The organism is Micromonospora sp. CPCC 206171 (genome assembly GCF_036906755.1).
Classification (GTDB): Bacteria; Actinomycetota; Actinomycetes; order Mycobacteriales; family Micromonosporaceae; genus Micromonospora; species Micromonospora purpureochromogenes.
This window is the reverse complement of record NZ_JBAKHT010000001.1, coordinates 401,461-417,565: the sequence shown is the minus strand read 5'-3', so window position 1 is coordinate 417,565 and position 16,105 is coordinate 401,461. Positions and strand designations below refer to the sequence as shown.

At 73.9% G+C, this 16,105-nt stretch carries 12 protein-coding genes; 5 read left to right on the top strand and 7 right to left on the bottom strand.

Features of this window, described 5'->3' with window-relative positions; genetic code table 11:
- Positions 1–83: 83 nt before the first annotated feature.
- From V6U89_RS01845 to ftsY, 5 genes are all read right to left on the bottom strand, one after another.
- Complete coding sequence (locus V6U89_RS01845; protein WP_334568810.1) at positions 84–2,390, bottom strand: [protein-PII] uridylyltransferase; 2,307 nt, start codon at positions 2,388–2,390, stop codon at positions 84–86.
- An 8-nt stretch (positions 2,391–2,398) separates the two neighbouring features.
- A complete protein-coding gene (locus V6U89_RS01840; protein WP_170285500.1) occupies positions 2,399–2,737 on the bottom strand; it encodes a P-II family nitrogen regulator in 339 nt (112 codons plus the stop codon).
- Positions 2,738–2,762: 25 nt separating this feature from the next.
- A complete protein-coding gene (locus tag V6U89_RS01835; RefSeq protein ID WP_334568809.1) occupies positions 2,763–4,160 on the bottom strand; it encodes an ammonium transporter in 1,398 nt (465 codons plus the stop codon).
- 230 nt (positions 4,161–4,390) lie between these two features.
- On the bottom strand, positions 4,391–5,254 hold the full coding sequence (locus V6U89_RS01830; RefSeq protein WP_179803565.1) for a phosphotransferase: 864 nt from the start codon (positions 5,252–5,254) through the stop codon (positions 4,391–4,393).
- Positions 5,255–5,261: 7 nt separating this feature from the next.
- Positions 5,262–6,443 carry a signal recognition particle-docking protein FtsY gene (ftsY, locus tag V6U89_RS01825; RefSeq protein ID WP_334568808.1) on the bottom strand — a complete coding sequence of 394 codons (1,182 nt, stop codon included), beginning with the start codon at positions 6,441–6,443 and terminating at the stop codon, positions 5,262–5,264.
- 152 nt (positions 6,444–6,595) lie between these two features.
- On the opposite strand from ftsY, the gene V6U89_RS01820 reads away from it, so the two are divergent.
- From V6U89_RS01820 to V6U89_RS01800, 5 genes are all read left to right on the top strand, one after another.
- Complete coding sequence (locus V6U89_RS01820; RefSeq protein ID WP_334568807.1) at positions 6,596–8,308, top strand: alkaline phosphatase D family protein; 1,713 nt, start codon at positions 6,596–6,598, stop codon at positions 8,306–8,308.
- Positions 8,309–8,331: 23 nt separating this feature from the next.
- The gene (locus V6U89_RS01815) at positions 8,332–8,769 is read left to right on the top strand and encodes a MarR family winged helix-turn-helix transcriptional regulator (RefSeq protein ID WP_238449354.1); all 438 of its coding nucleotides are present in this window, start codon (positions 8,332–8,334) and stop codon (positions 8,767–8,769) included.
- Between the two features lie 112 nt (positions 8,770–8,881).
- The gene (locus V6U89_RS01810; RefSeq protein WP_334568806.1) at positions 8,882–10,501 is read left to right on the top strand and encodes an MDR family MFS transporter; all 1,620 of its coding nucleotides are present in this window, start codon (positions 8,882–8,884) and stop codon (positions 10,499–10,501) included.
- A gap of 4 nt (positions 10,502–10,505) precedes the next feature.
- Positions 10,506–10,997, top strand: a complete 492-nt coding sequence (locus V6U89_RS01805; protein WP_334568805.1) for a universal stress protein — start codon at positions 10,506–10,508, stop codon at positions 10,995–10,997.
- A 78-nt stretch (positions 10,998–11,075) separates the two neighbouring features.
- Complete coding sequence (locus V6U89_RS01800) at positions 11,076–11,606, top strand: DinB family protein (RefSeq protein WP_334568804.1); 531 nt, start codon at positions 11,076–11,078, stop codon at positions 11,604–11,606.
- 82 nt (positions 11,607–11,688) lie between these two features.
- Here V6U89_RS01800 and V6U89_RS01795 read toward each other — a convergent pair whose 3' ends face one another.
- Together V6U89_RS01795 and smc are read right to left on the bottom strand one after the other, a co-directional pair.
- Positions 11,689–12,309 carry an HAD family hydrolase gene (locus tag V6U89_RS01795; protein ID WP_334568803.1) on the bottom strand — a complete coding sequence of 207 codons (621 nt, stop codon included), beginning with the start codon at positions 12,307–12,309 and terminating at the stop codon, positions 11,689–11,691.
- Positions 12,309–15,920 (bottom strand): chromosome segregation protein SMC, encoded by a 3,612-nt coding sequence (gene smc, locus V6U89_RS01790; RefSeq protein ID WP_334568802.1) that lies wholly within the window; start codon positions 15,918–15,920, stop codon positions 12,309–12,311. The genes V6U89_RS01795 and smc overlap by 1 nt, the downstream gene beginning before the upstream one ends.
- Between the last annotated feature and the right edge of the window lie 185 nt (positions 15,921–16,105).

Below are 16,105 nucleotides of genomic sequence, written 5' to 3'. Positions count from 1 at the left end.
TGCCCCCGGTCCGGGCGGGCGTCGTCCGCCCGCGTGCGGCACCGCGGCTACGCCGCCGGACGTACCCGCCCTCGGCGGTCGGGTCAGACGGCGGCCAGCACGGCGGCTTCGAGCCGGGCCCGTTCGGCGTCGGAGGGCCAGCCGCCGACCAGGTAGAACGCGTCCACCACGTCACCGCCGAGGGTGGAGATCCGGGCCGCGCGAACCTGGGCGCCGGCCTCGTCGAGGGCGCAGGTCACCCGGTAGAGCAGCCCGGCGGCGTCGGCGGCGCGCAGCTCCAGCAGCACCGCGTCGGTGGCCGCCTCCCGGTGCCAGACCACTCGCGGCGCGGCCCCCTCCCCCCGCGCCGCGAGCGCCCGGCCGCGCAGCCGCTGGGTGACGGAGACGTCCCCGTTGACGGCGCGACGCAGGTCGGCGCTGAGCGCGATCGGGTCCGGCGCGAGCCCGTAGCGGGGCTGCACCCGGCACTCGACCAGGGCCCGGCCGTCGACCGTGGAGGCGTCCGCGGCGAGCACCTCCAGCCGGTGCAGGGCCAGGCAGCCGGCCACCGTCGCGAGCAGGCCGCGCCGGTCCGCCGCGGCCACCGACACCCGCTCCTCCGTCAGGTGTACGACCGGCAGCGGCCCCGCCACCAGCGCCGGGTCCGGGGCCGGGGGCGCGGGCAGGGCGCCGGTGTCCAGCGCGGTACGCACCCGGGTCACCAACTCGGCGACCAGCCGCCCCTTCCAGTCCGACCAGGCCGCCGGCCCGGTGGCCGCCGCGTCGGCGCGGACCAGGGCGTGCAGCAGGTCCAGCGTCGTGGTGTCGCCGACCCGCTCGGCGACCCCGGCGATGGTCACCGGGTCGTCGAGGTCCCGCCGGGTGGCCACGTCGGGCAGCAGCAGGTGCAGCCGGACCAGCGTGCCGATCAGCGCCGCCTCGGGCGCGGGCAGGCCGATCCGGGCGGCCACCGCCTCGGCCACCGGCGCCCCCACGCTGCTGTGGTCGCCGGGCAGCCCCTTGCCGATGTCGTGCAGGAAGGCGCCGAGCAGCAGCAGGTCGGGGCGGTCCACCTCGCGGGTGTGCCGGCTCGCCTCGTACGCGGTCTGCACCAGGTGCCGGTCGAGGGTGAACCGGTGCACCGGGTTGTGCTGGGGCAGGCTGCGCAGCCGGGTCCACTCCGGCAGCCAGCCGTCGATCAGGCCGTACCGGTCGCAGGTCTCCCAGGCGGGCACCAGACCGGGACCGGCCCCGAGCAGGGTGATCAGCGCGGCGCGGGCGGCCGGCGGCCAGGGCGCGGGCAGCGGCGGGCAGTACGCGGCCAGCCACTCGCAGGTGGCCCGGGCGATCGGCAACCGGGTGGTGGCCGCGGCGGCGGCGATCCGCAGCGACAGGCTCGGGTCGGGGCGGGCGCCGATGGCGGTGCGGGCCAGCACCAGTTCCCCGTCGTGCTCGACGACGTCCCGGGCGACGGGCCGGCGCACCGGGCGGCCGTCGCCGCCCCGGCGGCGGCCGGAGCGCAACCGGTCGGCGGCCCGCCAGGCGTCGTCGAGGGCGTGGCTGACGGTGCGGGCGTCCCCGGCGACCCGGCGCAGCAGCACGTCACCGTCGCTGGCCTGCTGGGCGTCGTCGGACCCGCCGGGCGGGGACTGGCGCAGGCCGAGCAGCCCGGCCACGCCGTCGCGTTCCTGCGCGACGAGCCGGTCGACCCGGCGGCCGACCTGCTGGTGCAGGGCGTCACGGGTGTCCAGCAGACGCAGGTGCGCGGCCCGGACGGCGGGGCGCAGCGCGTCGGTGATGCCGGCGGTGGCGATGGCCCGCAGCAGGCCCACGTCGCGCAGCCCGCCGGCGGCCTCCTTGAGGTCTCCTTCGAGCAGGAAGGCCAGCTCGCCGTGGGCGCGCCAGCGGCTCTCGGTGATCTCCCGCAGGGCGGGGAGCCGGCGGACGGCGGTCCGCCGCCAGTGGTCGGCGGCCGTGCGGATGAGCGTGTCGGCGAGCGCCCGGTCGCCGGCGACGAAGCGCGCGTCGAGCAGCGCGAGGGCGACCTTGACGTCGTCCTGGGCCACCGACAGCGCCTCGGCGAGGGTGCGCACCGAGTGGTCGAGCCGCACTCCGGCGTCCCAGATGGGGTACCACAGCGACGCGGCGAGTTCGTCGACGCCGGGCACCCCGGCGTGCAGCAGCACCAGGTCGAGGTCGCCGTGCGGCGCGCACTGCCGCCGCCCCAGCCCGCCGACCGCGACCAGCGCGATCCCCTCCCGCCCCGGCACCAACCCTCCGAGCCAGGCGTCGAACCCGGCAGCCCGCTCCCGCCGCGCCACCTCCCCGATGCCACCGACCTCGTTGATCAAGAAGTTTGCGTCACCGTTGTCGGCGTTTCCTGACGCATTCCTCTTGATCAACGAGGTCATGGTGGCTCCTAGAGGGCGTCGAGGCCGCGTTCGCCCGTGCGGACCCGGACGACCTCCTCGACCCCGGTGACCCAGACCTTGCCGTCGCCGATCTTGCCGGTCCGGGCGGCGGCGACGATCGCGTCCACGATCTTGTCGACGTCCATCTCGTCGGTGAGCACCTCAACCCGGATCTTGGGCAGGAACTCGACCGTGTACTCGGCACCCCGGTAGACCTCGGTGTGCCCCTTCTGCCGCCCGTACCCCTGGACCTCGCTGACGGTCAGGCCGGCCACGCCGAGGGCGTGCAGGGCCTCCTTCACCGCGTCCAGCTGGTACGGCTTGATGACCGCGGTCACCAGCTTCATGTCCAACCCCTCCATCCCAGGAACGTTAACCGGCGACCTTCTCGTTGACCGGCTCGGTGGCCGGTTCGCCGGCCTCGCCCGAGGCTGGCTTCCCGGCGCCCGGGGTGAGCCCGGCCAGCGCGAAGGCCCCACCGCCGGCGCTGCCGGTGGTCGGCGACATGTCGTACGCGCTCTCCGCGTGCTCGGCCACGTCGATGCCGGCGACCTCGTCCTCGGCGTCGGAGCGGAGCCCGATCAGCGCCTTGACGGCGAGGGCGATCACCACGGCCACCCCGAAGGAGTAGACCGAGACGATGCCGCTGCCCAGCGCCTGACGGCCGAGCTGGGTCAGCCCGCCGCCGTAGAACAGGCCCTCGCTGCCGCCCAGGCCCTCGATGGCCGAGTTGACCTGGAGGGTGGCGAAGAAGCCGATGGAGAGCGAGCCGATCCAGCCGGCGACGAAGTGCACGCCGACCACGTCGAGCGAGTCGTCGAAGCCGAGCTTGTACTTCAGGCCGACCGCCACCGCGCAGACCGCGCCGGCGACGAGGCCGAGCAGCACCGACGGCAGTGGCGCGATGAAGCCACAGGCCGGGGTGATGGCGACCAGGCCGGCGACGGCGCCGGAGGAGGCGCCGACCAGGGTCGGCTTGCCGTTGCGCAGCCACTCGACGATGATCCAGCCGACCAGGCCGGCGGCCGTGGCGACCTGGGTGTTGACGAAGGCCACCGCGGTGGTGCCGTCGACGGTCAGCTCGGAGCCGGCGTTGAAGCCGAACCAGCCGAACCAGAGCAGGCCGGCGCCGAGCGCGACCAGCGGGACGTTGTGCGGTTTGAAGCTCTCCCGAGGCCAGCCGAGCCGCTTGCCGAGCACCAACACCAGGCCGAGCGCGGCGGCGCCGGCGTTGATGTGGACCGCGGTGCCACCGGCGAAGTCCAGTGCCTTGATCTTGGCGCCGATGAAGCCGCCACCCCACACCCAGTGCGCGACCGGGATGTAGACCAGCGTGAACCAGGCGAAGGCGAAGAGCAGCCAGCCGGAGAACTTCAGCCGGTCGGAGACCGCGCCGCTGATCAGGGCCACCGTGATGACCGCGAACATCATCTGGAAGACCAGGAAGACGTACGTGGGGATGCCGGTCCCCGCGCCGAGGAAGAGCCACTCCTCGCCGATGAAGCTGGTCTCGGTGCCGAGGTACTGGGTGAAGCTGCCGATCACGTTGTTGACGCCCGCGTTGTCGTTGGTGCCGAACGCGAGGGTGAAGCCGTAGATGACCCAGAGAACGGAGATGAGCCCGATGGCGGAGAAGCTCATCATCATCATGTTGAGTACGCCCTTGGACCGGTTGAGCCCCCCGTAGAACAGGGCCAGCCCCGGCGTCATGAGCAGCACGAGCGCAGACGACAGGAGCAACCAGGCGGTGTTGCCGGTGTTGATCTCCACGCTGCCTCCTCTCGGTGTGGAAGTCCTCCCATCCGACTGGAACCTGGCAGCATCGCCCGTCAGCCGGTTGGCGGGAAGCTTCGCCGCCGCCTGTTTCCTTCACCGACACCGCTCGATTTCCGACGCGTGACGGGTTGTTTCGGGCGTGTGAAGAACGTCGATCATGTTCGGCGGAAACGGCGAGAGTGGCCGTCGCGCGCGCGACGGCCACTCCTCCCGGGTGGACCGGGTCAGCGCAGGGCGTACTCCAGGGCGTGCCGCTCGTAGTCGAGCAGCCGCAGGTCGCGCATCGGGCGGCGCAGGTGGCCCTTGTGCACGATCCGGACGAACGCCGGCTCGCCGGCCGCCGCCATCCGACGGATGCCCTCGACGTGGTCGACGATCCGCTTGCGGATGGTCCGGATCAGCCGGTGCCGGTCCCGCGGGATCAGCCCGTACGCGTCGGCGAAGAGCCGCAGCCGACGCGGCCGGTCCGGGTGCTTCCAGCCGAGGGTGATCGAGTCCCGGTCGGAGAAGATCGGCACCCAGGTCCAGGCCGCGTACGCCACGTCGTAGATCCGGGCGCCGGGCGAGGCGAGGTCGAAGTCGATCAGCCCGAGGGTGCCGTCCGGCCGCCAGATGACGTTGTGCGGCGCGGCGTCGTGGTGGCAGATGACCTCGGTGTCCGGCGGGGGCGGGCCGAACGAGCGCCAGACCGCCCCGGGCGGCGGGGCGAAGCCGTACTGCGCGTCGTGGAACATCCGCAGCATGGTCGCCACCGTCACCAGCGCCTCGTCGGTGACCCAGTGCGGGGCCAGCGGGTATTCCCCGCACTCCCCCTCCAGGTACGACAGGACCTCCCGGTTGCGCTCGTCCATGCCGAGCGCGCGGGGCGCGCCGGTGAACCCGACGTACTCCAGGTGGCGCAGCAGGGCGTGCACGGAGGGCGTCCACGGGCCGGCGTTGCGCCGGACGGTGTCGCCGACCCGGACCACGGTGCTCACGTTCCCGCCGTGCAGCGGGATCTCCTGCGAGGTCACGTACGGTCTCCCCAGGGCCGGCGGCGCGTGGCGAGGGTCACGCCACCCGGCGAACGCGCGATCGTCAGTCGTCACCGCGAGATTACGCGTCCCGGGCGAGCGGCTCGGTGCCGAGCAGCGCGTCGACGAACTGCGCCGGGTCGAACGGGGCCAGGTCGTCCGCGCCCTCGCCCAGCCCGACCAGCTTGACCGGGATGCCGAGCTTGCGCTGTACGGCGATCACGATGCCGCCCTTGGCGGTCCCGTCGAGCTTGCTCAGCACCACCCCGGTCACGTTGACCACCTCGGTGAAGACCCGGGCCTGCTCCAGGCCGTTCTGGCCGGTGGTGGCGTCCAGGACGAGCAGTGTCTCGTCGATCGGGCCGTGCTTCTCGACCACCCGCTTGACCTTGCCCAGCTCGTCCATCAGGCCGACCTTGTTCTGCAGGCGACCGGCGGTGTCGATCACGACGGTGTCGGTGCCGGCCTCGATGCCCTCACGGACGGCGTCGAAGGCGACGCTGGCGGGGTCGGCACGCTCGGCGCCGCGCACGGTGATGGCGCCCACCCGGCTGCCCCAGGTCTGCAGCTGGTCGGCGGCGGCGGCCCGGAAGGTGTCGGCCGCGCCGAGGGTGACCGTCCGGCCGTCGGCGATCAGCACCCGGGCGATCTTGCCGCAGGTGGTGGTCTTGCCCGCGCCGTTGACGCCGACCACCATCAGCACCGCCGGCCGGCCGTCCTTGGGTGCGGTCCGCAGCGCGCGGTCCAGGCTCGGGTCGAGGGCGTTGACCAGCTCGGCGGCGAGCAGCGCGCGCAGCTCGTTGGCCGAGCGGGTGCCGAGCACCCGGGTCCGCTCGCGGAGCCGGTCGACGATCTCCCGGGTGGCGTCGACGCCGACGTCGGCGGTGATCAGGCTGTCCTCGATCTCCTCCCAGGTGTCCTCGTCGAGGTGGTCGCGGCTGAGCAGGCCGAGCAGGCCCTTGCCGAAGGCGTTCTGCGAGCGGGACAGCCGGGAGCGCAGCCGGACCAGCCGGCCGGCGGTCGGCTCGGGCACCTCCAGCGCGGGCGCCTCGATCACCGGCGGCTCGACCAGGATGCCGGTGGTGAGTTCGGCCTCGGGTGCCTGGACGGGTGGACCCGCCAGGTCCTCCTCGGCCCGGGTGTCGACCTCTGTCTCCGGCAGCGGCGGCTCGGGGCGCCGGCGCAGCCGGGGCACCACCAGGCTGAGGCCGCCGAGGATCAGCACCGCGAGCAGGGCGAGCGCGACGAGGAGGTATTCCGTCATGCCGAAATCCTGTCAGATGCCGGCGGCGGCGTCTCATCGACCGCACCCCGTGGCGGCGGCCGGCTCCGGCGGTAGGCTCGGCCACAGCCAGCAGTGGTGCGACCGCCGGCGGGGTAGTAAAGATGAAGTCCGCTCACCTCGGAGGTCTCACCATGCCCGCCCCATGCCTGCTCATCGGCCCCCTGCTGCGGCGGGTGGTCGGCACGCGGGCCACCGTCTGGGTCGAGACCAACGCGCCCGCGGTGGTCACCGTCCGCACGGCCGACGGGGCCGTCGGCAGCGCGCCGACCTTCTCCGCGTACGACCACCACTACGCGCTCGTGGTCGTCGAGGGGCTGACTCCGGAGAGCGCCACCAGCTACGAGGTGCTCCTCGACGGTGAGGTCGCCTGGCCGGTGCCGCGGGACGGCTTCCCGCCCAGCGTGATCCGTACCCGGGCCGCGGACGACCTCGACCAGCCGGTGCGGCTGATCTTCGGCTCGTGCCGGGAGACCACCCAGCACGCCACCACCCGGCGGCTGCCCCCGGACGCGCTCGACGCGTACGCCCGGCGGTTGATGGCCGACCCGGACCCGGCCGACCTGCCCGACCTGCTGGTGCTGCTCGGCGACCAGGTCTACGCCGACGTGACCTCGCCCACGGTGAAGCGGCTGCTCAAGCGGCGCCGCCGGCGCCCGAAGAACGCCCCCACCGACCAGGTGGTGAGCTTCGACGAGTACACCAAGCTCTACCTGGAGTCGTGGCGCGACCCGGAGATCCGCTGGCTGCTCTCCACCGTGCCGAGCGTGATGATCTTCGACGACCACGAGGTCATCGACGACTGGAACACCTCCGCGTCGTGGCGGGCGGAGATGCGCACGCAGCCCTGGTGGGCCGAGCGGATCCGCAGCGGCCTCGCCTCCTACTGGGTCTACCAGCACCTGGGCAACCTCTCCCCGGACGAGATCGCCGACGACCCGCTCTACGCCAAGGTGGTCGCCGCCGAGGACGCCACCACCGTGCTGCGCGAGTTCGGCGAGCGGGTCGACGCCGAGGCCGACGAGGCGCACGACACCGAGCGCTGGCGGGCCGTGCAGTACCAGTGGAGCTACGCCCTGGACCTGGGGCGGACCCGGCTGGTCATGCTGGACAACCGGTGCAGCCGGGTGCTGCAGCCGGGCAACCGGGCCATGCTGCCGCCCGGCGAGTGGTCCTGGTTCCTCGACCGGGCGCACGGGGTCTACGACCACCTGGTGGTCGGCGCGTCGCTGCCCTGGCTGCTGCCCCCGGGGATCCACCACGTCGAGGCGTGGAACGAGCGGCTCGCCGACTCCCGGCGGCCGTGGCTGGCCGGGCTCGCCGAGCGGATCCGCCGGGCCTGTGACCTGGAGCACTGGGCCGCGTTCAGCCGCTCCTTCGACGCGCTCGGCGCGCTCTTCGCCCGGCTCGGCAGCGGCGCTCCGGGCAGCCCGGGCGAGCGGGTCGGCGCCGGCCCGGCGTACGCGCCGCCGGCCTCGATCAGCGTGCTCTCCGGCGACGTGCACCACTCGTACGTGGCCCGGGCCCGGTTCGACGACCCGGCGGTGCGTACCCCGGTGCACCAGTTGACCTGTTCCCCGATCCACAACCAGGTGCCGGCCGGGATGCGCCCGCTGATGAAGCTGGGCTGGTCGCCGGGGCCGGCCGCGGCCACCCGGGCGCTGGCCCGCTCCGCCGGGGTACGCCGGCCCAGCGTCCGCTGGCGGAAGCTGGCCGGGCCGTACTTCGGCAACGCGGTGGCCACGCTGGCGCACACCGGCCGGCAGGCCGAGGTGCTGATCGAGGGCACCACCAGCGACGGCCACCTGCGCGAGGTGGCCCGGCAGCGGCTCACCCCGGCGGCCTGAGTCGGCCCCGTACGCTCGGTGCCGTGGAAGAGCATCTGCCGGAGACCCTGCGCGCGGTGGAGGACGAACTGACCGCGTTGCTGCGCCGGGGTCGCGCGTTGTCCTGGGAGATCGCCCGGGAGGTGCACCCGAACCTGGAGCCGAACGCGTACGGGCTGCTGCTCTGGCTCCGGCGCTCCGGTTCGATCCGGCTGACCGACCTGGCCGTCCGGCTCGGCATCGGCAAGGGCACACTCAGCCGGCAGATCCACGGCCTGGAGGGGCTCGGCCTGGTGCGCCGGGACCCGGACCCGGACGATCGGCGGGCGGCGCTGATCAGCCTCACCGAGGAGGGCACCCGGCGCTTCGACGCGGCCCGGGCGGCTCGGCTGGGGCAGATCCGCCGCACGATGGAGAGCTGGCCGAGGCGGGACGTGGCGGAGTTCGCCCGACTGCTGCACCGGTTCAACGAGACCTTCTGACCCGACCGTCCGGCGGAATACCGTGCCGGTCCGCCAAGTTGTTGCTTTAGGCAACTAAGCCGTACGGTTGCCCGAGGCAACTCCTTCTCGACTCCCACCGGAGGCAGTCACGATGACCCAGGCGTCAGCGCCCACCCGGGCGACCGCCGTCGACATGACTCACCGGCAGATCCTGGAGGCCCTCTCCGGCCTGCTGCTGGGCATGTTCGTCGCCATCCTCTCCTCGACGGTCGTCTCGAACGCGCTGCCGCGGATCATCACCGAGCTGAAGGGTGGTCAGTCCGCGTACACGTGGGTGGTCACCTCGACGCTGCTGGCGACCACCGCGACCACCCCGATCTGGGGCAAGCTCGCCGACCTGACCAGCAAGAAGATCCTGGTCCAGCTCTCCCTGACCATCTTCGTGCTGGGCTCCGTGCTGGCCGGGCTCTCCCAGTCCACCGGGCAGCTGATCGCCTGTCGGGTGCTGCAGGGCGTGGGCGCCGGCGGCCTCACCGCGCTGGCGCAGGTGATCATGGCGACGATGATCTCGCCGCGCGAGCGGGGCCGCTACAGCGGCTACCTCGGCGCGGTGATGGCCGTCGGCACCATCGGCGGCCCGCTGATCGGCGGCGTGATCGTCGACACCTCCTGGCTCGGCTGGCGCTGGTGCTTCTACGTCGGGGTGCCGTTCGCCATCCTCGCCCTGGTCGTGCTCCAGAAGACCCTGCACCTGCCGGTGGTCAAGCGGGCGGCGAAGATCGACTGGTGGGGCGCCACCCTGATCACCGCCGCCGTCTCGGTGCTGCTGATCTGGGTCACCCTCGCCGGCGACCGGTACGCCTGGCTCTCCTGGCAGACCGCCGCCATGGTGGCCGGCGCGCTGCTGCTGGCGGTGCTCGCCGTCCGGGTCGAGAACCGGGCCAGCGAGCCGATGATCCCGCCGTACCTGTTCCGCAACCGCACCATCGCCCTCGCCGTCATCGCCAGCATCGCGGTCGGCGTCGGCATGTTCGGCGCGTCGGTCTTCCTCGGCCAGTACTTCCAGATCAGCCGCGGCGAGAGCCCGACCATGTCCGGCCTGATGACCCTGCCGATGATCCTCGGCCTGCTGGTCTCCTCCACGGTCACCGGCCGGATCATCACCAGCACCGGCCGCTGGAAGCGGTACCTGGTGGCCGGCTCGGCGCTGCTCACCCTCGGCTTCGCGCTGATGGGCACGCTGCGCTACGACACCCCGTACTGGCTGCTCGGCGGCTACATGGCGCTGATCGGCATCGGGCTCGGCATGACCATGCAGAACCTCGTGCTGGCCGTGCAGAACACCGTCGGCGCGCACGAGCTCGGCGCCGCCAGCTCGACCGTCGCCTTCTTCCGCAGCCTCGGCGGCGCGATCGGCGTCTCGGCGCTCGGCGCGGTGCTCGGGCACCGGGTCAAGGACTACATCGCCGACGGGCTGACCGGCCTGGGCATCCCCGCCTCCGGCTCCGGCAGCGGCGGCACCCTGCCCGACGTGCACACCCTGCCCGCCCCGATCCGCCTGGTGGTGGAGTCCGCGTACGGCCACGGCGCCGGGGACATCTTCCTGGTCGCCGCGCCGTTCGGACTGATCGCCCTGATCGCGGTCTGCTTCATCCGGGAGGTGCCGCTGCGCCGGCACACCGGTGACCGGCTCGCCGCCGAGGTCGAGCGGGAGTCGACCGTCGCCGCCGGCGGCGGGGTCGCCGTGGTACGGACCGGCATCAAGGAGTGACGTCGTGAGCGCATCGGTGGACCGCGAGGAGTACGGCCCGCAGACCCGTCCGCTGCCGTTCGAACGCGGCACGGACGGGCCCCGGGTGGTGCTCGTCGGGGTGGACGGGACCCGCACCGCCGAGCGGGCCGCCTGGTACGCCGCCGGCCTGGCCCGCCGGCAGGGCTCCGCCCTGGTCGTCGTCTTCGTCAGCTCACCGCCCGGCTTCACCACGCTGATTCCCGGCGTGGACGCCGGTGCGCTGCAGCGCACCCACGACGAGCTGATCGCCGAGCTGCGCCGGGAGTGCCGGCGGGGCGCGGACGAGTTCGGCGTACCGGTCACCCTGCTCTGCCGGCGCGGGGACGCGTACACCGAGCTGCGCGCGGCGGCCGACGAGACCCGGGCGGACCTGGTCGTGGTCGGGGCGTCGGAGCAGGCGGGGCACCGCCTCGTCGGCTCCGTCGCCACCCGGCTGGTCCGCACCGGCCGCTGGCCGGTCGTCGTGGTGCCCTGACCCGCACCGGCGGGCGCCCTCCGAGCCGGCGGGCGATAACCACTCGCCGGTGTCGTACCCGAGGACGAGGATGTCCGGATGACCTGGAGAGCACCGGAGATCAACCGGACCACCGAACCGTACGTCGGCGACGAGCGCACCATGCTCGAGGGCTGGCTCGACTACCACCGGCAGACGCTGCTGCTCAAGTGCGCGGGGCTGACCGCCGAGCAGCTCAAGACGCCGAGCGTGGAGCCGTCCGGGCTGACGCTGCTCGGGCTGGTGCGGCACATGGCGGACGTGGAGCGCTGGTGGTTCCGGATCCGGGCCGCCGGGCAGGACATCGCCGGCATCTACGGCACGGACGACGACCCGGACGCCGACTTCAACGCCGTCGCCGACGCCGACGCCGAGGCCGACTTCGCCACCTTCGCCGCCGAGGTCGAGGCCGCCCGCAAGGCCGCCGCCGGCCTGTCGCTGGAGCAGACCTTCTCGCGGCAGCGCCGCGACGGCAGCGCCGACGAGTTCAGCGTCCGCTGGGTGTACGTCCACATGATCGAGGAGTACGCCCGGCACAACGGCCACGCCGACCTGATCCGCGAGCGCCTCGACGGGGTGACCGGCGACTGACCCCTCCCGCCGCCGGGCGTCGGTCAGCTGCCGCGCCCGGCCCGCAGGAGGTGCTCCCCGAGCGGGGTCAGCGTGCCGCGCCTCAGTACGCCAGCGCCGCCCGCAGGTAGCGCAGGTCGGCCGAGCCGCCCCACCGGTGCGCCGACAGCCCGGCGGCGCGGGCGCCGCGGACCGCCCAGTCCTCGTCGTCGACGAAGAGCACCCGGGCCGGCGGGGTCTGCAGCGCCTCGCAGGCCGCCTGGAAGTACTCCTTGGCCGGCTTGTGCACGCCGATCACCGAGGAGTTGACCACCACGTCCAGCTCCCCGACCAGGCCGAGCGCGGCGAGGTCGGCGTCGAGCAGGTCGGTGGCGTTGGTACCCAGCCCGACCCGGACGCCGGCCGCGCGGACCTCCCGGACGAACGCCAGCACCTCCTGGTCGACCTCGCCGCGGTAGCGCTGCCATTGCTCGACGGCGGCGCGGGCCCGTTCCGGGCTGCCCACCGACTCGGTCAGCGCGTCCGCCACGCTGCCCACCCACTCGGCGTGGCTGACCCGGCCGGTCAGCACCGGCTGGAGCCGCCCCCACTGCATGGCGATCTCGCCGAGCACCCCCTCGGAGAGGCCGTACTCCCGCTCGACACCGGCGGCCACCGCCGGGTCCCACCGCCGCAGTACGCCGTCGAAGTCCAGCAGGAGCGCCGTCGCGCGTTCCCGAGCCACTACCCGTTCTCCTCGCCGCGGCCAGGCCGCTCGTCCTCGTCGGCCCGGTTGAGCCGTTGGCTGATCACCTGGGTGACCCCGCTGCGCATGGTCACGCCGTAGAGCGCGTCGGCGATCTCCATCGTCCGCTTCTGGTGCGTGATGACGATCAGCTGGCTCTTCTCCCGCAACTGTGCCAGCAGCGTGATCAGTCTGCCGAGGTTCACGTCGTCCAGCGCCGCTTCCACCTCGTCCATGATGTAGAACGGGCTGGGCCGGGCGCGGAAGATCGCCACCAGCATGGCCACCGCGGTCAGCGACCGCTCGCCGCCGGAGAGCAGCGACAGCCGCTTGATCTTCTTGCCCGGCGGGCGGGCCTCCACCTCGACGCCGGTGGTGAGCAGGTCCTCCGGGTCGGTGAGGATCAGCCGCCCCTCGCCGCCGGGGAAGAGCACGGTGAAGACCTGCTCGAACTCCCGGGCGGTGTCCTCGAAGGCGCTGGCGAAGACCTCCAGGATCCGGTCGTCGACGTCCTTGACCACGGTGAGCAGGTCCCGCCGGGTGGCCTTCAGGTCCTCCAGCTGCTCGGAGAGGAACTTGAAGCGCTCCTCCAGCGCGGCGAACTCCTCCAGCGCCAGCGGGTTGACCTTGCCGAGCAGGGCCAGCTCCCGCTCCGCCTTGGCGGCTCGCTTCTCCTGCACCGGCCGCTCGTAGCGGACCGGCTCGGGCACCGGCAGGCCGTCGCGTTCGGCCGTCGCCACGTCGACCTGGGTGGGTGGAACGAGCTGGTCCGGGCCGTACTCGGCGACCAGGGTCTCCACGTCCAGGCCGAAGTCCTCGGCGGCCTTCGCCTCCAACTGCTCGATGCGCAGCCGCTGCTCGGCGCGGGCCACCTCGTCGCGGTGCACCTGGCTGGTCAGCCGCTCCAGCTCCGCGCCGAGGCGCTTGGCCGCGCCGCGTACCTCCTGGAGTTCGGCCTCGCGGGCGGCGCGTTCGCGCGCCACCGCGTCGCGGTGCTCCTCGGCTGCGGCGATCGAGGCGGTGAGCCGGGTGAGCGCCTCGCGGGCGCCGCCCACCACGGCCCGGGCGATGGCCGCGCCGCGGGTGCGCGCCGCCCGCCGGGCCGCGGCGCGTTCGCGCGCCGCCCGCTCGGCGGTGGCCTGCCGGGCCAGCGAGTCGGCCCGGCCGGCGATCGAGGAGACCCGCTCCTCGGCGGTACGCACCGCCAGCCGGACCTCCATCTCGTTCTGCCGGGCCCGGGGCACCATCGCGGCGAGCTGGTCCCGCTCCTCGGTGGAGGGTTCGGCGTCGATCGGGGTGTCCTCGGCCAGCCGCAGCCGCTCCTCCAGCTCGGCCAGGGCGAGCAGGTCGCGTTCGCGGGCCGCCTCGGCGCGGGAGCGGGACTCGCCGAGCCGGTCTGTCTCCGCCTTCGCGGAGCGGGCGGCGGCGCCCAGCTCGGCGAGCCGGCGGGCGGCGGCGTTGCGGTGGCTCTCCGCCTCCCGCTTGGCGGCGGCCGCGTGCTGCACCGCCTCCTTCGCGGCGGCCACCTCGGCCCGCGCGTCGACCAGCTGGTCGCGCAGCTCGGCGCTGGTCCGCTCGGCGGTGAGCCGGTTGGCGCGGGCCTCCTCGACGGCGGCCTGCACCTCGATGTAGCTGGGCGCCTTGGCCGACCCGCCGGCCGCCGCGTACGCCCCGACCACGTCGCCGTCCGGGGTGACCGCGCGCAGCTCCGGGTTGCCGGCGACCAGCTCGGCCGCGGCGGCCAGGTCGGCGACCAGCACCACGTCGCGCAGCGCCCGGTGCACGGCCGGGCGGATCTCGGCGGCGCACTCCACCAGGTCGGGCGCCCAGCGGGCGGTGTCCGGCAGCTTCGGGCGCAGGGCGTCGACCGGGCCGTCCATGCCGGGGCCGGCGGGGCTGCCGACCAGCAGCCCGGCCCGCCCGGCGTCGGAGATCTTCAGCAGCCGCATCGCCTCGACGGCCTCGTCCACCCCGCTGACCGCGACCGCGTCGGCGAGCCCCCCGAGGGCGGCGGCGAGGGCCGCCTCGTGGCCGGGGGCGACGGTGAGCAGGCCGGCCAGGCTGCCCAGCAGGCCGGGCACCTCGCCCGCGCGGGCCAGCAGCGCGCCCGCGCCGTCCTTGCGGCGCAGGCCGAGGGCGAGCGCCTCCTCGCGGGCCTTCCAGGTGGCGGCGTCCTTCTCGGCGGCCCGCTCGGCGTCGGCGAGGGAGCGTACGGCGGCCTGGGCCTTCTCGTGCACGGCGACCGCCTCGGCGTGCCGCTCGTCGAGTTCGGCGTTGTCCCGGTCCGCCTCGGTGGACTGTTCGGCCACCGCGTCCAGGTCGGCCTGGGCCTTCTCGGCGCGGGCCAGCGCGTCGGTGTGGGCGGCGGCGAGCCGCTCGATCTCCTCGCCGGCGCTGGTGGTGCGGGCCCGGGCCGAGTTGACCTGCCCGGTGAGCCGGGCCAGGCCCTCCCGGCGGTCGGCGATGGCCTTGGCGGCGGCGACCAGTTCCCGCTCGGCGGCGGCCAGTTGCCGTTCCAGCTCCTGCCGGTGCTCCACCGCCTCGGCCAGCCGGATCTGGTCGTCGGTGAGCGCCGCGCGCAGCTCCTCCTCCTGCTCGCGGACCCGCTGCGACTCGGCCTCCAGCTGCTCCGGGTCGCGACCGGGCCGCTCGTCGTCGGCGGTGGCGCTGAGGTGGCGCAGCCGTTCCCGGGCGAGCTGCTCGATGGAGCGGAACCGTTCCTGCAGGGCGGAGAGCTTGTACCAGGTGTCCTGGGCGGCGGCGAGCAGCGGCGCGTCCTCGGCCAGGGCCGCCTCCAGCTCGCCCAGGCGGGCCTGCACCTCGCCGTGTTCGGCCTCGACCTGCTCGCGCCGCTCGCGCAGCGCGGTCTCGTCGGCGATCTCCCGGTCCAGGGTGGTGCGCAGGGTGGCGAGGTCGTCGGCGAGCAGCCGCAGCCGGGCGTCGCGCAGGTTGGCCTGGATGGCGGCGGCCCGCCGCGCCACCTCGGCCTGCCGGCCCAGCGGCTTGAGCTGGCGGCGCAGCTCGGCGGTGAGGTCGGTCAAGCGGTTGAGGTTGGTCTGCATCGCGTCGAGCTTCCGCAGCGCCTTTTCCTTGCGCTTGCGGTGCTTGAGGACGCCGGCCGCCTCCTCGATGAACGCGCGCCGGTCCTCCGGCTTGGCGTGCAGCATGCCGTCGAGCCGGCCCTGCCCGACGATGATGTGCATCTCCCGGCCGATGCCGGAGTCCGACAGCAGCTCCTGGATGTCGAGCAGGCGGCAGGAATCGCCGTTGATCTCGTACTCGCTCTCGCCGGAGCGGAACATCCGGCGGGTGATGGAGACCTCGGTGTACTCGATCGGCAGGGCGCCGTCGGTGTTGTCGATGGTGAGGGTGACCTCGGCCCGGCCCAGCGGCGCCCGCCCGGCGGTGCCGGCGAAGATGACGTCCTCCATCTTGCCGCCGCGCAGCGCCTTGGCGCCCTGCTCGCCCAGCACCCAGGCGATGGCGTCGACGACGTTGGACTTGCCGGAGCCGTTCGGGCCGACCACGCAGGTGATCCCCGGCTCCAGCTTGAGCGTCGTGGCGGAGGCGAAGGACTTGAAACCCTTCACCGTCAGGCTCTTGAGATGCACCTTCTCGATCCTCGTCCGGTGGCCGCCGTACCGTCGCCGGCTGCGCGAGCCTGGTGAACCCGCAGACTAACCCCTTGGCAGCGACCCGTCGGCACGCGACCCGCCCCACGGGACGGCCACCGCGCGCGGACCGGACGGCAAATGGCGCGGTGAACGCCCACAAGATCGGGAAATTGCGGGCGGAA

Bases quoted from the DNA above. Each gene is read 5' to 3' on its own strand.
- V6U89_RS01845 (WP_334568810.1), bottom strand. From the start codon at position 2,390: ATGACCTCGTTGATCAAGAGGAATGCGTCAGGAAACGCCGACAACGGT.
- V6U89_RS01840 (WP_170285500.1), bottom strand. From the start codon at position 2,737: ATGAAGCTGGTGACCGCGGTCATCAAGCCGTACCAGCTGGACGCGGTG.
- ftsY (WP_334568808.1), bottom strand. From the start codon at position 6,443: ATGACGGAATACCTCCTCGTCGCGCTCGCCCTGCTCGCGGTGCTGATC.
- V6U89_RS01820 (WP_334568807.1), top strand. From the start codon at position 6,596: ATGCCCGCCCCATGCCTGCTCATCGGCCCCCTGCTGCGGCGGGTGGTC.
- V6U89_RS01810 (WP_334568806.1), top strand. From the start codon at position 8,882: ATGACCCAGGCGTCAGCGCCCACCCGGGCGACCGCCGTCGACATGACT.
- V6U89_RS01800 (WP_334568804.1), top strand. From the start codon at position 11,076: ATGACCTGGAGAGCACCGGAGATCAACCGGACCACCGAACCGTACGTC.